Source organism: Aquimarina pacifica (genome assembly GCF_000520955.1).
GTDB lineage: Bacteria > Bacteroidota > Bacteroidia > Flavobacteriales > Flavobacteriaceae > Aquimarina > Aquimarina pacifica.
This window is the reverse complement of sequence record NZ_JACC01000007.1, coordinates 112,216-131,445: the sequence shown is the minus strand read 5'-3', so window position 1 is coordinate 131,445 and position 19,230 is coordinate 112,216. Positions and strand designations below refer to the sequence as shown.

The 19,230-nt window shown below is 35.3% G+C and carries 12 protein-coding genes; 11 read left to right on the top strand and 1 reads right to left on the bottom strand.

Going from position 1 to position 19,230, the window contains the following annotated elements; genetic code table 11:
- The first annotated feature begins 32 nt into the window (after positions 1 to 32).
- The 6 genes from nrfD to DZ60_RS0105090 are packed head-to-tail and all read left to right on the top strand — an operon-like array spanning position 33 to position 7,347.
- The gene (gene nrfD, locus DZ60_RS22530) at positions 33 to 1,775 is read left to right on the top strand and encodes an NrfD/PsrC family molybdoenzyme membrane anchor subunit (RefSeq protein ID WP_025741016.1); all 1,743 of its coding nucleotides are present in this window, start codon (positions 33 to 35) and stop codon (positions 1,773 to 1,775) included.
- Between the two features lies 1 nt (position 1,776).
- The gene (locus tag DZ60_RS0105110; protein WP_025741015.1) at positions 1,777 to 2,316 is read left to right on the top strand and encodes a DUF3341 domain-containing protein; all 540 of its coding nucleotides are present in this window, start codon (positions 1,777 to 1,779) and stop codon (positions 2,314 to 2,316) included.
- A 5-nt stretch (positions 2,317 to 2,321) separates the two neighbouring features.
- Entirely contained in the window at positions 2,322 to 2,993 is a 672-nt protein-coding gene (locus DZ60_RS0105105) for a c-type cytochrome (protein WP_025741014.1), read from the top strand.
- Positions 2,994 to 3,037: 44 nt separating this feature from the next.
- Positions 3,038 to 4,375 carry a hypothetical protein gene (locus tag DZ60_RS0105100; RefSeq protein WP_025741013.1) on the top strand — a complete coding sequence of 446 codons (1,338 nt, stop codon included), beginning with the start codon at positions 3,038 to 3,040 and terminating at the stop codon, positions 4,373 to 4,375.
- Positions 4,376 to 4,406: 31 nt separating this feature from the next.
- On the top strand, positions 4,407 to 5,483 hold the full coding sequence (locus tag DZ60_RS0105095) for a cytochrome c oxidase subunit II (RefSeq protein WP_025741012.1): 1,077 nt from the start codon (positions 4,407 to 4,409) through the stop codon (positions 5,481 to 5,483).
- A 46-nt stretch (positions 5,484 to 5,529) separates the two neighbouring features.
- Positions 5,530 to 7,347 (top strand): cytochrome c oxidase subunit I, encoded by a 1,818-nt coding sequence (locus tag DZ60_RS0105090; RefSeq protein ID WP_025741011.1) that lies wholly within the window; start codon positions 5,530 to 5,532, stop codon positions 7,345 to 7,347.
- A 265-nt stretch (positions 7,348 to 7,612) separates the two neighbouring features.
- Here DZ60_RS0105090 and DZ60_RS0105085 read toward each other — a convergent pair whose 3' ends face one another.
- Entirely contained in the window at positions 7,613 to 10,123 is a 2,511-nt protein-coding gene (locus DZ60_RS0105085) for a T9SS type A sorting domain-containing protein (RefSeq protein WP_081740399.1), read from the bottom strand.
- Positions 10,124 to 10,519: 396 nt separating this feature from the next.
- Here DZ60_RS0105085 and ruvB point away from each other — a divergent pair, with 396 nt between their 5' ends.
- From ruvB to DZ60_RS0105055, 5 genes are all read left to right on the top strand, one after another.
- A complete protein-coding gene (gene ruvB / locus DZ60_RS0105080; RefSeq protein WP_025741009.1) occupies positions 10,520 to 11,545 on the top strand; it encodes a Holliday junction branch migration DNA helicase RuvB in 1,026 nt (341 codons plus the stop codon).
- A gap of 172 nt (positions 11,546 to 11,717) precedes the next feature.
- Positions 11,718 to 13,040, top strand: coding sequence for a cytochrome P450 (locus DZ60_RS0105075; protein WP_025741008.1), 1,323 nt, complete (start codon positions 11,718 to 11,720; stop codon positions 13,038 to 13,040).
- A 274-nt stretch (positions 13,041 to 13,314) separates the two neighbouring features.
- Positions 13,315 to 15,600 (top strand): glycoside hydrolase family 9 protein, encoded by a 2,286-nt coding sequence (locus tag DZ60_RS24035; protein ID WP_025741007.1) that lies wholly within the window; start codon positions 13,315 to 13,317, stop codon positions 15,598 to 15,600.
- Between the two features lie 187 nt (positions 15,601 to 15,787).
- The gene (gene queG, locus DZ60_RS0105060) at positions 15,788 to 16,714 is read left to right on the top strand and encodes a tRNA epoxyqueuosine(34) reductase QueG (protein ID WP_025741006.1); all 927 of its coding nucleotides are present in this window, start codon (positions 15,788 to 15,790) and stop codon (positions 16,712 to 16,714) included.
- Positions 16,715 to 16,928: 214 nt separating this feature from the next.
- On the top strand, positions 16,929 to 19,229 hold the full coding sequence (locus DZ60_RS0105055) for an NADP-dependent malic enzyme (RefSeq protein ID WP_025741005.1): 2,301 nt from the start codon (positions 16,929 to 16,931) through the stop codon (positions 19,227 to 19,229).
- The last annotated feature ends 1 nt before the right edge of the window (position 19,230 follow it).

Genomic DNA, 19,230 nt, shown 5'->3' with positions numbered 1-19,230 from the left:
AACTAAATAAAGAATCAATTCAATTATAAAGGATTATGTCTCATTACGAAGCACCTATAAGAAAACCTTTAGTAACTGGTGATAAAACATATCATGATGTAACCATCGATGTTGCTGCACCAGTTGAAGGTAAAGCAAATAAATCTTGGTGGATTGTATTTACCATAGCACTTATTGCTTTCTCTTGGGGAATAGGTTGTATTATATATACAGTTTCTACAGGTATAGGAACCTGGGGATTAAATAAAACAGTAGGATGGGCCTGGGATATCACCAACTTTGTTTGGTGGGTAGGTATAGGTCATGCAGGGACACTTATTTCTGCCGTATTACTACTATTCCGTCAAAAATGGAGAATGGCGATTAACAGGTCTGCAGAAGCGATGACTATTTTCTCTGTTATTCAGGCAGGTTTGTTCCCGATTATACACATGGGACGACCATGGTTGGCATATTGGGTATTGCCTATTCCAAATCAATTCGGATCGTTGTGGGTAAACTTTAATTCACCTTTACTTTGGGATGTATTTGCAATTTCAACGTACTTATCGGTTTCATTGGTTTTCTGGTGGACAGGTTTACTTCCTGATTTTGCAATGATAAGAGATAGAGCAATAACACCTTTTAATAAAAAAATATATAGCTTACTTTCTTTTGGTTGGAGTGGTAGAGCAAAAGATTGGCAACGTTTTGAAGAAGTTTCTTTAGTACTTGCTGGTTTAGCAACTCCTCTTGTACTTTCTGTACATACCATTGTATCTTTTGATTTCGCTACATCTGTGATCCCTGGATGGCATACAACAATATTTCCTCCATATTTTGTGGCAGGGGCTATTTTCTCAGGATTTGCCATGGTAAATACACTTCTGATAATTATGAGGAAGGTGTCGAATTTAGAAAATTATATAACAGTTCAGCATATAGAGTTAATGAATATAGTAATCATGATTACTGGTTCTATAGTAGGGGTTGCCTATATTACTGAGTTATTTGTTGCATGGTACTCTGGTGTTGAATACGAACAGTATGCATTTTTAAATAGAGCCACTGGGCCATATTGGTGGGCATATTGGGCGATGATGACATGTAATGTATTCTCCCCTCAGTTTATGTGGTTCCCAAAATTGAGAAGAAGTATTATGTTTTCATTCTTCATTTCTATAGTAGTAAATATAGGGATGTGGTTCGAACGATTTGTAATTATTGTTACTTCGTTGCATAGAGATTATTTACCATCATCATGGACAATGTTCTCTCCCACATTTGTGGATATCGGAATATTTATAGGAACAATTGGTTTCTTCTTTGTACTATTTTTGTTGTATGCTCGTACTTTTCCAGTAATTGCACAAGCGGAAGTAAAAACAATCCTAAAGTCTTCTGGAGAGAAATATAAAAAATTGCGTGAAGCAGGTATCGATCATAGAGATGAGTTGCCAAAAACACAGGCAACTATTGTAAAAGATACTTCAGTTGAAGAGACAGTAGATGCAGCAAAGACTGAAACAAGTCAAGAAGATATCAGCAACTTGTTGGGTAATTTAGGAACATTTGATCCTACATCACAAGTGGCAGATGATCTTAAGAAAGTTAATGGAATTGGACCTGTAATGGAAAATAAACTTAATGAGATCGGAATATTTACATTCGATCAGGTAAGCAAAATGACCAAAACAGAGTACGACTTATTAGATAGTATCACTGGATCTTTTCCTGGTAGAGCACAACGAGATGATTGGGCTGGTCAGGCAGAACAACTTAAAAATAACAAATAGTATGGCATCAAAAGTTATACATGCATTATATATTGACGATGATATCCTGATGGATGCTGTCAAGAAAGTTCGAGCAGAACATTATCATATAGAAGAGGTTTATACTCCTTTTCCGGTCCATGGGCTAGATAAAGCAATGGGACTCCCTCATACTAGGTTGGCAATAGCTTCTTTTATGTATGGATGTGTGGGTCTTACAGTGGCTGTTTTAATGATGAATTTTATTATGATTGAAGATTGGCCTCAGAATATAGGAGGAAAGCCAAGTTTTAGTTATATCGAAAACATGCCTGCTTTTGTACCTATTATGTTTGAGCTAACTGTTTTTTTTGCAGCGCATTTAATGGTAATAACTTTTTATATGAGAAGTAAATTATGGCCATTTAAAGAAGCTGAAAATCCAGATGTAAGAACTACAGATGATCATTTTTTGATGGAAGTATCAGCAGGAAATCATGATGTAGATGCATTGGCTAGTTTCTTAGGTGATACAGGAGCAGTAGAAATAAAAGTAATTGATAAGGAAGAAGATAACCATTAGTAATAATGAAGAACACTATAAAAATATTCGTAGCAATCGTAATGATAATGTGCATTGTTTCTTGTCAAAATGATTCAAAGCCGAACTATCAGTATATGCCTAATATGTACGAACCTTTAAGTTATGAGACGTATGGTGAGTATGGTGTTTTCCCGGGTGGGCAAGAGGCTATGACTCCTGTAGAGGGAACAATACCAAGAGGTTGGATGCCTTATGATATAGAAAATTCGAATTTAGGATATCAGTTTGCAAAAGATTCTCTTAGAAATAAGATTCGATATACTAAAGAAAATGAAGAGTCGGGAAAAGAGTTGTACAACATTTATTGTGCAATATGTCATGGAGAAAAAGGCGATGGGAAAGGAACTTTGGTGAAACGAGAAAAAATTCTTGGAGTACCTAGTTATGATGATGCAGGTAGAGCTATTACAGAGGGTAGTATTTATCATGTAATGTATTACGGAATTAATTCGATGGGGTCATATGCATCACAAACTTCGGAACACGAACGTTGGCTGATTGTACAATATGTTCAAAAGTTAAAAGCGGATTTAGAAGGAAAAACTCCTAGGATAGATTCTGATATTGCTGTTGTAGAGCCTACTGATGTAGCTCCCAAAATAGAAAAAGAAGAAGATCATCATGAGTCTACCGATGATCATAGTAACGCACACTAATAAGTGCATTAATAAAAACGTAAGAATAACGATATTATAAAGATATGTATACGCTATCAAATAGACTAAGATTATTTTCTATCATCCTTATGGTTGTGGGGCTTGTAGGTCTTGTTATAGGATTTTCTCAAAGACCCGGATCCATAGAAGAGGTAAAAGAAATGATGGCAGCCCACGATGCTCACGGTGGTGGTCATGGTGAATCAAAAGCACATGCTGGGGATCATGTAGAATCTCATGCAAGCGAACATGGTGATGATGCTCATGGAGGCGACGCACATTATGAGCATGTTTTACATCAATTACAGAATAAACCTTGGTCAGCACTTTATATTGCAGCATTTTTCTTTTTTATGATTGCATTAGGAGTATTAGCATTCTATGCAATACAATTTGCTGCACAGGCAGGGTGGTCGCCCGTTTTATTTAGGGTAATGGAAGCTATTACAGCTTATTTGGTACCTGGTGGTATCATAATGTTTGTGATTTTGGCCTTGTCCGGTTTTCATGTAAATCATTTGTTCGTTTGGGCAGATCCAGAAGTGGTTGCTCATGATAAACTAATCCAAGGTAAAGTAGGTTGGTTAAACGGAACAGGATTTATCATTAGAGCTGCTATATTTTTAGGAGGTTGGTTGTTATACAGACATTTTGCTGTAAAATATTCGCGACTGCAAGATGAAGATGCAACTGGAAATAAATGGTACAAAAAGAGTTTCAAGATTTCTGCTGCGTTTTTGGTATTCTTTATTTATACCGAGTCAATGATGTCTTGGGATTGGATTATGAGTTTTGATCCACACTGGTTTAGTACATTATTTGGGTGGTATGTGTTTGCAAGTTTATTTGTTTCAGGAATTACAACAATTGCTTTAATAACTATTTATCTCAAGTCTAAAGGATATTTAGAGTTCGTGAATAATAGTCATATTCATGATTTGGCTAAGTTTATGTTTGGAATCAGTATTTTCTGGACGTACCTATGGTTCTCACAGTTTATGCTTATATGGTACTCTAATATTCCAGAAGAAGTTACATACTTCATTACAAGAATAGAAGATTATAAACTTCCGTTCTTCGGAATGTTATTAATGAACTTTATTTTTCCATTACTTGTATTGATGAATAGTGATTTCAAACGTGTAAATTGGTTTGTAGTAATGGCTGGTATTATAATACTATGCGGACATTATATAGATGTATTTAATATGGTAATGCCCGCGACAGTTGGAGAATCTTGGTTCATAGGTATTAGCGAAATAAGCGCAGTATTATTATTCTTAGGTTTGTTCATATTCGTAGTATTTAGAGCACTTACTAAAGCTCCTTTATTGGCTAAAGGAAACCCTTATATTGAAGAAAGTAAACACTTTCATTATTAAATTTGAATTGTAAAAAAGAAGATAGATTAAAATGACTGTATTCTTAACCATAGTAATTATAGCCCTTTTTGGAATCACATTGTGGCAAATGTCAAAAATATTGAGGTTGTCTCAATTAAAAGGTGTAGATAATTCTGAAGTAGCAAACGACAAGGATAACAATATACACGGTAAGCTTATGCTTGCATTTGTGATCTTTATGTATTTATTAACCATATATTGCTTCGTACAATATCATACCTTTTTTCTTCCAGAATCTGCTTCAGAGCATGGGGTTGATTATGACAAGTTGATGCTTATATCAATGGTGTTAATCTTTATAGTACAGTTTTTGACACAAGGACTACTACATTTTTTTGCATATAAGTATAGAGGTAAGAAAGGTAACAAAGCATTGTTTTTTGCAGATAACGATAAGTTAGAATTTATCTGGACAATTATTCCGGTAATAGTATTAGCTGGATTGATCATATATGGATTGTTTACTTGGACAGATATCATGAATATCGATGAAGAAGAGGGGGATCCTTTAATTATTGAATTATATGCATATCAATTTGATTGGAGAGCAAGATACGCTGGTGCGGATAATGAACTAGGAAAAGCAAATGTTCGTTTTATTGAAGGGGTTAATACATTAGGATTGGATGCTTCTGATAGTTACGGAAATGATGATAGAATTACAAATGAATTACATTTGCCTGTGAATAGAAAGGTTATTTTCAAAATGCGTTCACAAGATGTATTGCATTCTGCTTATATGCCATTTTTTAGAGCTCAAATGAATGTTGTTCCAGGTATGATAACTGAATTCTCATATACGCCAACGATGACATCTGAAGAGATGAAGAATAGCGAATTTATGATTGAGAAAGTAGCCACAATTAACAAGATAAGAAAAGAAAAAAGTAAAAAGTTAGTGGCAGCAGGAGATGAAGCTTTAGAAGAATATGAGTTTGAATATTACTTGTTATGTAATAAAATTTGTGGAGCTTCTCATTATAATATGCAAATGAAAATGGTTGTTGAGTCTGAAGAAGATTACAACGCTTGGTTGAAAACACAGCCAACTTTTAAAGAGCAATTATCTGCACAGGCAAGTAACTAAGAGATAGAAAAGAAAAATTAATATACTTTATTAAAAGAATAACCGTATGTCAGCAATAGCACACGTAGATGATCACTCAGAAGATCACGATCACGGACATCATAAAGAAACATTTATTACTAAATATATTTTTAGTCAGGATCATAAAATGATCTCTAAGCAGTATTTGATTACTGGTTTGATTATGGGTATTATTGGTATTGCAATGTCGATATTGTTTAGAATGCAATTGGCATGGCCAGATCATAAGTTTACGGCTTTTGAAGTATTATTAGGTAAGTTTGGTGTGGATGGAGTAATGGATCCAGGCATATATCTTGCTTTAGTGACAATACATGGTACTATAATGGTATTTTTTGTATTAACAGCTGGATTAAGTGGTACTTTTAGTAATTTACTTATTCCGTTACAAATTGGGGCACGTGATATGGCATCTGGTTTCCTTAACATGATTTCGTATTGGCTTTTCTTTTTAAGTAGTGTAATAATGGTGCTTTCATTGTTTGCTGAGGCGGGACCAGCTTCTGCAGGATGGACTATTTATCCTCCTCTAAGTGCGTTACCGCAAGCAATAGGAGGTTCTGGTACTGGTATGACCCTTTGGCTTGTATCAATGGCTATTTTTATTGCTTCATCGTTATTAGGTTCTTTGAACTATGTAGTAACAGTTATTAACCTTAGAACAAAAGGGATGTCGATGACAAGATTGCCTCTTACTATATGGGCATTTTTTGTAACGGCTATTATTGGTGTAGTTTCTTTTCCTGTATTACTATCGGCCGCTTTACTTTTGATAATGGATAGAAGTTTTGGAACATCATTTTTCCTTAGTGATATTTACATTCAAGGTGAAGTATTGCATAATCAAGGGGGGTCTCCTGTTCTTTTTGAACACTTATTTTGGTTCCTAGGACACCCAGAAGTATATATCGTATTATTACCAGCATTAGGAATTACTTCAGAAATTATAGCTACCAATTCGAGAAAGCCTATTTTTGGGTACAGAGCAATGGTTGCCTCGATACTTGCAATTGCATTTTTATCTACGATAGTTTGGGGACACCACATGTTTATTTCAGGAATGAATCCATTTTTGGGGTCTGTATTTACATTTACAACACTTTTAATTGCAATACCATCTGCGGTAAAAGCATTTAATTATATTACTACTTTATGGAAAGGAAACTTACAGTTAAATCCTGCGATGTTATTTTCTATAGGTTTGGTATCAACCTTTATAACAGGAGGTCTTACAGGTATAATTCTTGGAGATAGTACATTAGATATTAATGTTCATGACACTTATTTTGTAGTGGCGCATTTTCATCTGGTAATGGGTATTTCTGCATTGTATGGTTTATTTGCAGGAGTGTATCATTGGTTCCCTAAGATGTATGGTAAAATGATGAATAAGAATTTAGGTTATATTCATTTTTGGGTAACTGCTGTTGGCGCATATGGTGTTTTCTTCCCGATGCATTTTATTGGAATGGCAGGATTACCTAGACGTTATTATACGAATTCTAATTTCCCATATTTTGATGATTTACAAGATACCAATGTCTTAATTACAGTTTTTGCAATTATTACTGCAGCAGCTCAGTTGGTGTTTTTATATAATTTTATTAGTTCGATATTTTATGGTAAAAAAGCCGTACAAAATCCTTGGAGATCTAATACATTAGAGTGGACTACACCTGTAGAGCATATTCATGGTAACTGGCCAGGAGAAATTCCTAGTGTACATAGATGGCCATATGATTATAGTAAAACGAATGAAGATGGAGAATATGTTATTGCTGGACAAGATTATGTTTCGCAGATAGTGCCTCTACAAGAAGGAGAAGAAGAAATGCATCACTAGATAATAAAGATGTTTTAATAAAAAAATAAAGCCTTTTCATTTTTATGAAAAGGCTTTATTTTTTATATACTAATTCCATTAATGGTGTTAGTACACTACTTTTCTTCATAAGTGAGCCATAAATAGATAATTGAATTAGAGATTTTGAGTGTCTTAGAAAGAGAAAAACTTTTGCTAAGGATATGAAAAAGGGGTTGACTTTTTTATAGTCAACCCCCTATGTTTTAAGTTACATACTTAATGAAACAGTTTCATGTCTTCTAGATCAAATACGGTTTTTAATTAAGCGTTTTATAATAGTTTTGTTTTCTGTTTTAATTTGTACAATATACAAACCTGATGCCATAGATGAAGTGTCAAAGGTATTACTCGAAGTTTCTAAAACTTTTTTTCCGATACAGTCATATATGTCTACTTTTTCTACTTCTTGTGTGATTTGTACTAATCCTGAAGTAGGGTTGGGGATCATTAAAAGTAGAGTTTCGGATGCTTCTTCCTCTTCCTCTTCCTCTTGTTCTGCTTCTTCTTCCTCTTCTTCTTCCTCTTCTTCTTCATTGTTGTTGTTGGTCTTTTCTAAAACAGAGACAGGATATGAATAACCACTTTCTTCAGAACCTTTGACAGCCGTAACTACAACATAAGAATCGGCAGAAAAAGTTATTTCTGACAAGTCATAATTCATAATTGAAGCATCTACCTCGTCTATCAAAGTTAAGGTTGTACCGGTAATATCTGTTTCATAAATTTTATAACTATTCACCCCATCATCAATTGATTGATTCCATTGTAATATTCCAGATGTAGATCGAGTTACCTCCATTGGAGGGACCAAAGAGCCTAAATAGCCCCAGATGTAATGCGTCAAGTTCTCTCTTGATGCTGCAAAACCTCTTGCGCCAATTATTGTTCCATTGGCACCCGTTACTCGGCTTAATGCTTCTCCAGAATAGGTTGGTCCGGTATAGCTGTATTCTGCAAATTTTTCGTGTATTATATCCTCCATAGGGAATGGCCACATTGGTACGTTTGTCTCTTCGTCAAAACCATCTTCACCATAAAAAGTACCACTTTTGCCTTTAAATGTCATTACAGTTGCTCCCATGTTTTTGTCATCACTACTTTTATCAGCTAGAGAAGAACCTGGCTCTATTTTCACTAAATATCTTAACCCTCCATTTGTGTTGCCGGTAGAATAGAGAGGAGATTCATTGAATAAGGTTCCGATATCACTTGTGATAGAAGAAGTGGCTTGCAGATCACCATCATAATCGGTAATATTGACATAATCTACACCATACCTGGGAGCAGGTCTGTTAGGTTCATCTTGAGTTACATAAACTATTTCATAATCGGGATCTACTTTGAAATTATAAAACAGGTCGCCATTAGTAATATCATGAACAATACTATTTCTAAGGCCACGTACATGATTGTGATAACTGTTGAACAAAAAGGAACAAAAAGCATCAGGTCTTATGTTTCCTATGGTGGCATGATCGAAACGAGCCGAGCCCCAAGTTACTACATAACCGCCAGATTCGCCATTGCTATAATATGGAGCGGGCCTTACATCCCACGAGATAATATCACTAACATCCACATCACTAAGACCATTGGTTCTTGTCCAACTCCCAAGTCCCATGACACTGTTAATTTGAATATTTCGATCCATAGTAGCACGTGAATCACCAATAGTGGTTGGTGTCGTATAGGCTCCTGCAGGATATCCAGAACTAATGAAATCTGGTTGGTCAGAATCAATATCTATGTTATTAGAGACATTTGCTTGCCATGTAGAATATATAGCATAGGTGCCTTTGGGCTCACCATTATGAGTCCCTCTGTCATGGCGTGCTACATTACGACGATAAACAATATTGTTGGATTGATACGCAGCAAACTTATATCGGCCTGCTCCATATGCGAAACAATTTTCAAATAAAATATCATCACTATAGTGAGCCCTAAATGGCGCCATTTGCCCAGCCTGTTGATTGGGGTTGGTAGGTTGTCCAGTAGCGTCATAGCCAGTAGCACCACAATGGGTAAACTTAATATGATGGCTTCGGGTATTATTAGAAGGGCTAAAAACAGCTATCTGACCATCAATAGCTACGAATCCTTTAAAGCAGGCGTATGCAACCGAGGCGCCATTACCAGCATTTAATCTAATATATGCATCATCAGTTAGAGTTACACCACCAGGTGTTTCTGCCATCACAGTTGTAAGCTCACCCGCTGAGCCACTAGGAGGATGTTGATAGGCTCCAGGAAGTGTTTTTCCTATAAAATTGTCGACACCCGCGTACAAACCATTGCGAACAACCAATGTTCCGCCAGCTGACATTGCAGCCAACCCGAGTTTTATAGTAGAATATGTTTCGCCAGAACCTACATAGGTAATTTCTGAAGCATCTGATTTTCCAACATGTACAATAAAACTACTAGTACTGTATCCGGATGGAGTTGATGCTTTTAGACCAACATAAAAACTTTCGCTAGCCATATTTGATGGGATTTCCCATTGAACCTCTCCTGTGAGAGGGGCAACACTAACATCATCTGGACCAAATATTTTAGTCCAATGAACAAGTTCTGTAATCGATGCCTGATTACTGAGTTCTGGGAGTACTAGTAGAGAATTAGAATCTCTGGGAATAAACTGTTCTGGGATTTGTGTTATTTGTGGAGCTACTTGTCCGGTAGCTATATTGGGTAGAAGTGTTAAAATTAGATATAGGAAACTAGAGCATAAAAAAGTCTTCATTTTTAGCATAAGAAAAAGGATTTGGGGTTGATAAAAAAGTAAAATTAGATTTTGGGTTTATTAAGTTTTTTTTGTTTTAGGTAATATAGTGAAAATAATTTTAATGTATTTTATTGTTATAGAGAGGGTTATGTTGATTTTTTAGGGTGACTAAACATTCGTTTTTTTAAGTTTCTTTTATTATAGAATGGAGGTAGAGAGAGAATATTTTATCCTGCTTATAGATTCAATATTATAATCAAAGTATAATGCCAATATTTTGAATTTCCTTTTTATTCTGGAGAGTCTGATTATTGATGATATCTAACATTACCTGTAGTGGGCATTGTCTTTTTCTATTATCTTTGTTGATTGATATAAAAAAATAGTAACTTTTTTATTCTATTCCTTTATTGAACAAAATTTATGAACGAAAACCTAAACCCATCTAGCGAAAATTTTTCTAATGAGGATCTTGATATCGAAAAGGCATTGAGACCACTAACCTTTGGGGATTTTGCGGGTCAGGATCAAGTTTTAGAAAATTTAAAGATTTTTGTACAAGCTGCAAATCTTAGGGATGAAGCCTTAGATCATACGTTGTTTCATGGCCCTCCTGGATTGGGTAAAACTACTTTGGCACATATTCTTGCAAATGAACTCGGTGTTGGGATTAAAGTAACTTCGGGACCTGTATTGGATAAACCAGGGGATTTGGCGGGATTATTAACCAATCTTGATGATAGAGATGTTTTGTTTATTGATGAAATCCATAGGTTAAGTCCCATTGTCGAAGAATATTTGTATTCTGCAATGGAAGATTATAAAATTGATATTATGATCGAGAGCGGACCCAATGCCAGAACTGTACAGATTAATCTTAATCCCTTTACATTAGTGGGTGCTACAACTAGATCTGGATTATTAACAGCACCAATGCGTGCACGCTTTGGTATTCAATCTAGGCTACAATATTATACGACCGAACTTCTGGCTACTATTGTAGAAAGAAGTGCTGAGATCCTTACTGTTCCTATTTCATTAGAGGCGGCAATAGAAATAGCAGGAAGAAGTAGGGGAACACCAAGAATAGCAAATGCATTATTACGAAGAGTACGTGATTTTGCTCAAATAAAAGGTAACGGAAAGATTGATATAGAAATTTCTAAGTTTGCCTTAAAAGCACTCAATGTTGATGCGCATGGATTAGATGAGATGGATAATAAGATATTATTGACAATGATTGATAAGTTTAAAGGCGGACCCGTTGGATTGTCTACAATAGCAACCGCTGTAAGTGAAAGCCCGGAGACAATAGAGGAGGTGTATGAACCTTTTCTGATTCAGCAAGGTTTTATTATGCGTACGCCAAGAGGTAGAGAAGTGACAGAGGCAGCCTACAAACATTTGGGAAGAATAAAAGGAAGTATTCAGGGAGGATTGTTTGAGTAATATCTGAAAGTATTAAAATAACCTGATTAGATTCGTCTATTATATCTGTCCTTTTTCTCGCGTTTTGTTTTTAAAGCTATTATAGTAATCTATAAAAATAAACGGATGTAGTTTTTTTGACTTATTCTCATTTATAATTGTTATAATATAAATATGAAAAAGGTGTTATTATATGAATATTCCTAAAGTTTCATTTTTAGAAGTACTTAAAAATGCAAAGAAAATTTTAGCTAACCCATTACCATTTCATCACAAGAATTTCGAAAAATATGGAGATGTCTTTAAGGTTAGTTTAGGGTTTGGAAAATCAGTTATTTTCACTCGAGATGCAGGTTTTGCAAAACATATGCTACAAGATCAGCATCGTAAATATGGGAAATCGCCATTACAGACCAAAGATTTAGCAAAATATATTGGGAATGGACTGTTAACCTCTAACGGAGAGCATTGGCTGAAGCAAAGAAGATTAATACAGCCAGCTTTTTACAAGAAAAAATTAGATATCCTATCACGAACTATTAAAGAAACTATCCGGGAAGAACTGGTTAAGATAGAAAGCGATACTACATTAGATGTTTACCCAATAATGAATGATTTAGCTTTTAAGGTTGTAGCTAAATCATTGTTTAGTTATACAGATACTGGGAATACAATGTCTAGGCTCCAATACATTACAGAGGAGGCGCAGAAAGCATTAATTCGGGAAATCAGGCAGCCCTATAAGCTGTGGTGGTTCTATTTAAGCGGAGAAATTAGAAAAACATTACTACTTACCAATGAGGCTAGGGATATTCTAAATACGATTATTGAACAACGAAGAGTATCCCAAGAAGCATATGATGATCTTTTGGATATGCTATTGACATCAAAGTATGAAGACGGCAGTACCATGACTAATGATCAATTAATTGATGAAATTTTGATTTTGTTTATTGCTGGCCACGAAACGACATCCAATGCACTTTCTTTTTCTTTGATGTTATTGGCGAAACATCCTGAAGTGCAGGAACAGGTGTATGCAGAAACCTTAGATTCTTTATCTGAAGAAGTATCTATAATGAAACAATTTGAAAAAAGCCAATACACAAAACAATGTCTTGAAGAAACCATGCGATTATATCCTCCTGCATATTTCTCTGACCGCATCGCCTTAGAAAATGATGAGTTTGGTGCTATAAAATTATCCAAAGGCGAATCAGTTTTAATTTCTTTTTTCGAAATACATCGACATCAAGATTTTTGGGAAGATCCTGAAAAATTTAACCCCTCAAGATTTGATCCAGAACATAAAAAGGAATATACTACTTGTTATTTTCCTTTTGGTGCGGGGCCACGTATGTGTGTTGGTAGTAATTTTGCTATGTATGAGATGATCATGGTAATTTCTGAGTTGGTGAACTCTTATAGAATAACTACCTCTTCGGTGGATATTAAAGTAAAGCCATTAATTACATTACAGCCTGTTGAGGCTGTTCTAAAATTTGTGAGAAGATAGATGAAGCCTTTATTCTTTCGGGAGATACGAAAATCCCAATACATATATTAGGTTTAATTAATTTTACGTCCAAAATGATAAAAAGCCATATATTGTAAATACCCCTGAAAACAGGGGTGAGTTGTATTGGTAAAACATCTTAATTTTAGTAATTAGAAAACGTACTTCCTTTCTTGTTTGGAGCACTTTTTTAAACTCTAATGAATCAAATGAGAAATTGCCAATGTTTTCATAATCAATAATAAACTTTTAAACCTTTAACCAATTTACACAGATGAAAAATTCTATTTTTAAACAAACCCTATTTTTGTTTTTGACCCTGAGTACATATACGATTAGTGCTCAATTTGACTATGAGGATGCTCTTGAAAAGAGTATCTATTTCTTTGATGCTAATAAATGCGGTCCTAATGTTGCCGAAGATAATGTATTCTCTTGGCGTGGTGCATGTCATATAGATGACGGTAGTGAGGTTGGCCAAGACTTAACCGGTGGATTTCACGATGCAGGTGGTCATGTTAAGTATGGATTGCCTCAAGCATGGAGTGCTGCGACCTTGGGTTTTGCACTTTATGAATTTAGAGAATCTTTTGATCAATCAGGTACCACTACAAAGTTACTTAGTACACTAAAATATTTTTCAGATTATTTTTTGAGATCACATACAAGTATCGATACTTTTTATTTTAATGTTGGTGATGGCAGAGAAGATCATAGTACTTGGGGATCTCCTGAAACACAAATAGGGGCCAGGCCTATAACTGTTGCTGATACTACTACTCCAGCATCAGATGTATGCGGCCAAACTGCGGCGGCATTAGCATTGATGTATTTGAATTACAGGGATATAGATTTAGTGTATTCAGAACAATGTTTGCAAGCTGCTATCGAAATTTACGAATTAGGAAAAGATCACCTTGGGTATAGTGATAATGGCAACGGCGATGGTCTTTATAGAAGCTTCTCCTACTATGATGATTTGATTTGGGGAGCAATATGGCTTTCTGTTGCCACAGAGGACGAAAGCTATTTAGATCCTGTTGATGCTTGGTTAGAGATACCAGGAGAGCTTGGTTTAAACGGATATACATACGAATGGGCTCCTGTTTGGGATAATTCTTATCTATATTCATTTGCAAAATTGTATGATCTGACAGGAATTGATAAGTATCAAGATGCAGTGCTCGCCAATTTTGATTGGTTTTTGAATGACAACTATAGTACACCGGGCGGAATTTCTTGGCTGTCTCAATTTGGTCCATTACGCTATGTCGCCTCAGAAGCAGGATTGGGGTTTTTGGCAGCTAAATTTTTTGACTACACAGATTATGTGCAAGTAGGAAATTCGGATATCGATTATATTTTAGGAGATAATCCAAGAGGTAGTTCTTATATAACAGGTTGGGGTAACAACCCTCCCCAACACCCACATCATAGAGCAAATGAACCAGATCTTACTTCTGGAGTGACGAATGGTATTGTTGGTGCAATGGTAGGTGGGCCCGATCGAAATGATCAGTTTTATGACGATGTGCTAGATTTTCAGAAAGGTGAGGTTTCGATTGATTTTAATTCTTCACTTATCTTAGGGCTAGCCGGTAAAATATATACTTCTCAAGGGCAAATTAATGTTCCTCCAACTGTCGAGTTTTCAGAACTAGCTTCTGGCGATATCGTGACAATAGGTACATCTGTAAATTTATCTGTTATAGCCGCTGATAGTGATGGTGATATTAGTAGTGTTAAGTTTTGGATCGATGGTGTTTTGTTTGGAGAAGACACCTCAGAACCTTATTCATTAGAATGGACCCCTTTAGAAAAAAAAGAGTATCAAATCAGAGTTCAGGCATTCGATAACAATAATGCATCTACATCTAGCACAATTACAATTTCATCTGAGAGGGCATGTGATTTTGGAACTCCTTTAGGTACTAGTTTACCTTCAACAGGGTATACATCATATAACAAAAATTATGTTTTAGGTACAGGAGGGCCAGATCTAAGCAATGTTATTGATTTTGTAGTAAACTGGAATTTACAAAACAATGGGTTGTATCAATTCTCAATGTTAACTAACAACGGAGTCCCAGCTTGGTGGAATGATTTTATTCCTAAAATGAGTCATAATTTTAGCGAAACTGAACCGTCTATAACAATTATGAATTCTGGTTTTACAGATTTAGATGGTTCTTATTATGTGACAATGGATGGAGATAATTTTGCTTTGGTATCAATGAATGAAGAGTTTACTATTTACTTTTCTAATTCAGATATCGAACCAAATTGTAACAGTAGTAAATCTGTAATTTCTGAAGTTTCATCAAAGAATACAACACCTATTTGGTTTCCAAATCCAATTAAAGATGTCCTTACGATACAAAATCTTAAAGATTTTCATAGAATTATCGTCTTAGATGTTCTTGGTAAAGAAGTTGTTAATCAGGAGAATAATGTAGATCAAATGTTGCTTAATTTTGAGGGTCAAAAATCGGGAGTGTATATCCTACAATGTATTAAAAAAGATGGTAATTCTGTAGAATCAGTACTAGTTCGAGAATGATTTAATTATATATGCTAAAAACCTTTTTGGTTGATTATTAGAAAGTGATTAAAAAGTCGATTCCTGTTTAAGGTGTCGACTTTTTTAATGGTGAAAAATGTAGGAGGTAGTATCAATAATATAAATAGAACAGTATCTCAAAAGGAATGGCTATTTTTGATGTATATACCAAGAAAAATACTTTTTTTTGAATCAAAAAACGAAGCATACCCAATATATTAAGGAAGAGGCAAAGCGTCTTGGTTTTTTGTCATGCGGTATAAGTAAGGCAGGCTTTCTAGAAGAAGAAGCTCCAAGATTAGAAAAATGGTTGAATAATAATATGCATGGGCAAATGTCTTATATGCAAAACCATTTTGACAAACGACTTGACCCTACTAAATTAGTTGATGATTCCAAAAGCGTAATATCATTACTATTAAATTATTTCCCTGAACAAACCCAGAAAGACCCCGAATCACCAAAGATATCAAAATATGCTTATGGGCAAGATTATCATCATGTTATTAAAGGGAAACTTAAACAGCTTCAGGAGTTTATTTCAGACCATATCGGTGAGGTAAGTGGTAGAGCTTTTGTAGATTCTGCACCTGTACTTGATAAAGCTTGGGCGGCAAAAAGTGGATTGGGTTGGATTGGTAAAAATAGCAACTTAATCACTCAAAAAGTTGGATCATTTTATTTTATTGCTGAGTTAATAATAGATTTAGAATTAGATTATGATACACCAGTTACCGATCATTGCGGTACATGCACAGCCTGTATAGATGCATGTCCAACACAGGCTATTGTGGATCCATACGTAGTAGACGGTAGTAAGTGTATTTCATATTTTACAATAGAACTCAAAGAAGAAATACCATCAAGCTATAGAGGACAATTTGATAATTGGATGTTTGGTTGTGATGTATGTCAGGATGTGTGTCCTTGGAATCGTTTTTCGAAATCACATAATGAACCACTTTTTAATCCAAAACCTGAATTGCTTGAGATGACAAAAAAAGACTGGGAGGAAATTACTCAAGAAGTCTTTTCAAAAGTTTTTCAGAAATCTGCTGTTAAAAGAACAAAGTTCTCGGGGTTGAATAGAAATATTGATTTTTTGAAAGAATAGAATTTCTCAACAATGTGTAACCGCTTCATTTTTATGTTGTTTTCAGGAAGATTGAGGTGTCTGGTTTTTTGTTATTTGTCAAATGATGAGTTCTTGTATGGGTTTTTGTTCTAAAATAAATCCTAAAACAAATGTTCATGTTTGTGTTTTTAGATTTATTTGACGTAAGTTTAAGATCAATTTATTTTTATTAGCACATTTATCTTGAAGTAATATGAGTATCGAAAGTAAAAGAAGAGAGGCTTTAGTGTATCATGCTAAACCAATACCAGGTAAAATAAAAGTGGTGCCTACGAAGAAGTATGCAACGCAAAGAGATCTGTCATTAGCATATTCTCCAGGAGTAGCAGAACCTTGTTTAGAAATAGAAAAAGAAAAAGCCAATGTATATAAATACACAGCAAAAGGTAATCTTGTAGCTGTTATATCTAATGGTACAGCTGTATTGGGGCTAGGTAATATAGGTCCAGAAGCTTCAAAACCTGTGATGGAAGGAAAAGGCTTGTTGTTTAAGATTTTTGCCGATATAGATGTGTTTGATATCGAGGTTGATACCACAGATGTTGATGCATTTATAGAAACTGTCAAGAACATTGCCCCGACATTTGGAGGTATAAACTTAGAAGATATAAAGGCTCCTGAGGCATTCGAAATAGAAAGAAGATTAAAAGAAGAGCTCGATATACCTGTAATGCATGATGATCAACATGGCACTGCGATTATTTCAGCAGCAGCTTTGTTAAATGCATTAGAGTTAACAAAGAAAAAGATAGAAGATGTTAGAATAGTAGTCAGCGGTGCAGGAGCTGCTGCCGTTTCTTGTACTAGATTGTACAAGGCTTTTGGGGCCAAGGCAGAAAATATCGTAATGACTGATAGTAAAGGAGTGATCCGTAAGGATCGTGAGAACCTTACCAAGGAGAAAGCTGAGTTTGCGACAAGTCGAGACCTTCATGAGTTAAAAGATGCGATGCATTATGCAGACGTGTTTATAGGTTTGTCAATGGCCGATTTGGTGACTCCTGATATGCTCCTAACGATGGCAAATGATCCTATTGTTTTTGCCATGGCAAATCCAGATCCTGAAATAAAATATGATCTTGCTGTCAAAACAAGAAAAGATGTTATCATGGCAACAGGAAGAAGTGATCATCCTAATCAAGTAAACAATGTACTTGGGTTTCCTTTTATTTTTAGAGGAGCTCTCGATGTGAGAGCAACTGCAATTAATGAAGAAATGAAGATGGCGGCCGTAAAAGCATTGGCAGAATTGGCCAAAGAACCTGTGCCCGAACAAGTGAATATAGCCTATGGAGAAACACGATTAAATTTTGGGAAAGAATATATTATTCCTAAACCATTTGACCCAAGACTTATGTCTAAAGTACCTCCGGCAGTAGCAAAAGCTGCAATAGAAAGTGGTGTAGCTACCGCTCCTATAACAGATTGGGGGAAATATGAAGATGAATTGCTAGAACGTATGGGCAACGATAATAAACTAGTGAGACTACTTATAGATAGAGCGCGAACAAATCCTAAGCGAATCGTTTTTACAGAAGGAGATCATCTTGCGGTCTTAAAAGCTGCTCAAACAGTAAAAGAAGAAGGAATAGGTTTTCCTATATTATTAGGGCGACAAGATATTATTATTGAACTAATGAAGGAGATTGACTTTGATCCATCAGAAGTTACTATAATCGACCCAAAGGCGGATGAGGAGTTCGAACGAAAGAATAGATACGCTAAGAAATATTGGAAAAGTAATAAGCGTAAAGGAATTACGAAATATGACGCAGAAAAATTAATGCGAGAACGTAATTATTTCGGAGCAATGATGGTAAATGAAGGAGATGCTGATGCGTTACTGTCAGGGTATTCTCGAAGTTACCCAACCGTTGTAAAACCGATGCTAGACCTTATTGGATTGGCCAAAGGAGTGAATCGTATTGCCACAATGAATATTATGATGACCGATCGTGGTCCTCTGTTTATTAGTGATACCTCTATTAACATAGAGCCTTCGTCAAGAGAGTTAGCAAAAATTGCTCAAATGACGGCAAAAACCATCGAAATGTTTGGTATAAAGCCTATTGTAGCAATGATTTCATACGCGAATTTTGGGTCATCAAAACATCCAGGAGCGGCCAAAGTTCAAGAAGCTGTTGCGCATTTGCATAGGTATTATCCTGATATGATCGTAGATGGAGGGTTGCAAATGAATTTTGCATTAAATAAAGAAATGAGAAAAGATAAATTTCCTTTTTCAAAGCTTAATGGTCAAAAAGTAAATACATTAGTATTTCCGAATTTAGATTCTGCAAATAGTAATTACAAGCTTATAAGTGAGTTAAACAATGCTGAGTCTATTGGTCCTATCATGATGGGTATGAGAAAGCCAGTACATATACTACAATTAGGAGCAAGTGTAGAGGAAATGATTAATATGGCAGCCGTTGCTGTAATTGATGCGCAAGAAAAAGAAAAAAGAGAACTGCAGTTACAATTAATGGAATAGG

What these genes read in the sequence shown, in the direction of transcription:
- DZ60_RS0105110 (WP_025741015.1), top strand. Translation starts at nt 1,777, where the DNA reads ATGGCATCAAAAGTTATACATGCATTATATATTGACGATGATATCCTG.
- DZ60_RS0105105 (WP_025741014.1), top strand. Translation starts at nt 2,322, where the DNA reads ATGAAGAACACTATAAAAATATTCGTAGCAATCGTAATGATAATGTGC.
- DZ60_RS0105100 (WP_025741013.1), top strand. Translation starts at nt 3,038, where the DNA reads ATGTATACGCTATCAAATAGACTAAGATTATTTTCTATCATCCTTATG.
- DZ60_RS0105095 (WP_025741012.1), top strand. Translation starts at nt 4,407, where the DNA reads ATGACTGTATTCTTAACCATAGTAATTATAGCCCTTTTTGGAATCACA.
- DZ60_RS0105090 (WP_025741011.1), top strand. Translation starts at nt 5,530, where the DNA reads ATGTCAGCAATAGCACACGTAGATGATCACTCAGAAGATCACGATCAC.
- DZ60_RS0105085 (WP_081740399.1), bottom strand. Translation starts at nt 10,123, where the DNA reads ATGCTAAAAATGAAGACTTTTTTATGCTCTAGTTTCCTATATCTAATT.
- ruvB (WP_025741009.1), top strand. Translation starts at nt 10,520, where the DNA reads ATGAACGAAAACCTAAACCCATCTAGCGAAAATTTTTCTAATGAGGAT.
- DZ60_RS0105075 (WP_025741008.1), top strand. Translation starts at nt 11,718, where the DNA reads ATGAATATTCCTAAAGTTTCATTTTTAGAAGTACTTAAAAATGCAAAG.
- DZ60_RS24035 (WP_025741007.1), top strand. Translation starts at nt 13,315, where the DNA reads ATGAAAAATTCTATTTTTAAACAAACCCTATTTTTGTTTTTGACCCTG.
- DZ60_RS0105055 (WP_025741005.1), top strand. Translation starts at nt 16,929, where the DNA reads ATGAGTATCGAAAGTAAAAGAAGAGAGGCTTTAGTGTATCATGCTAAA.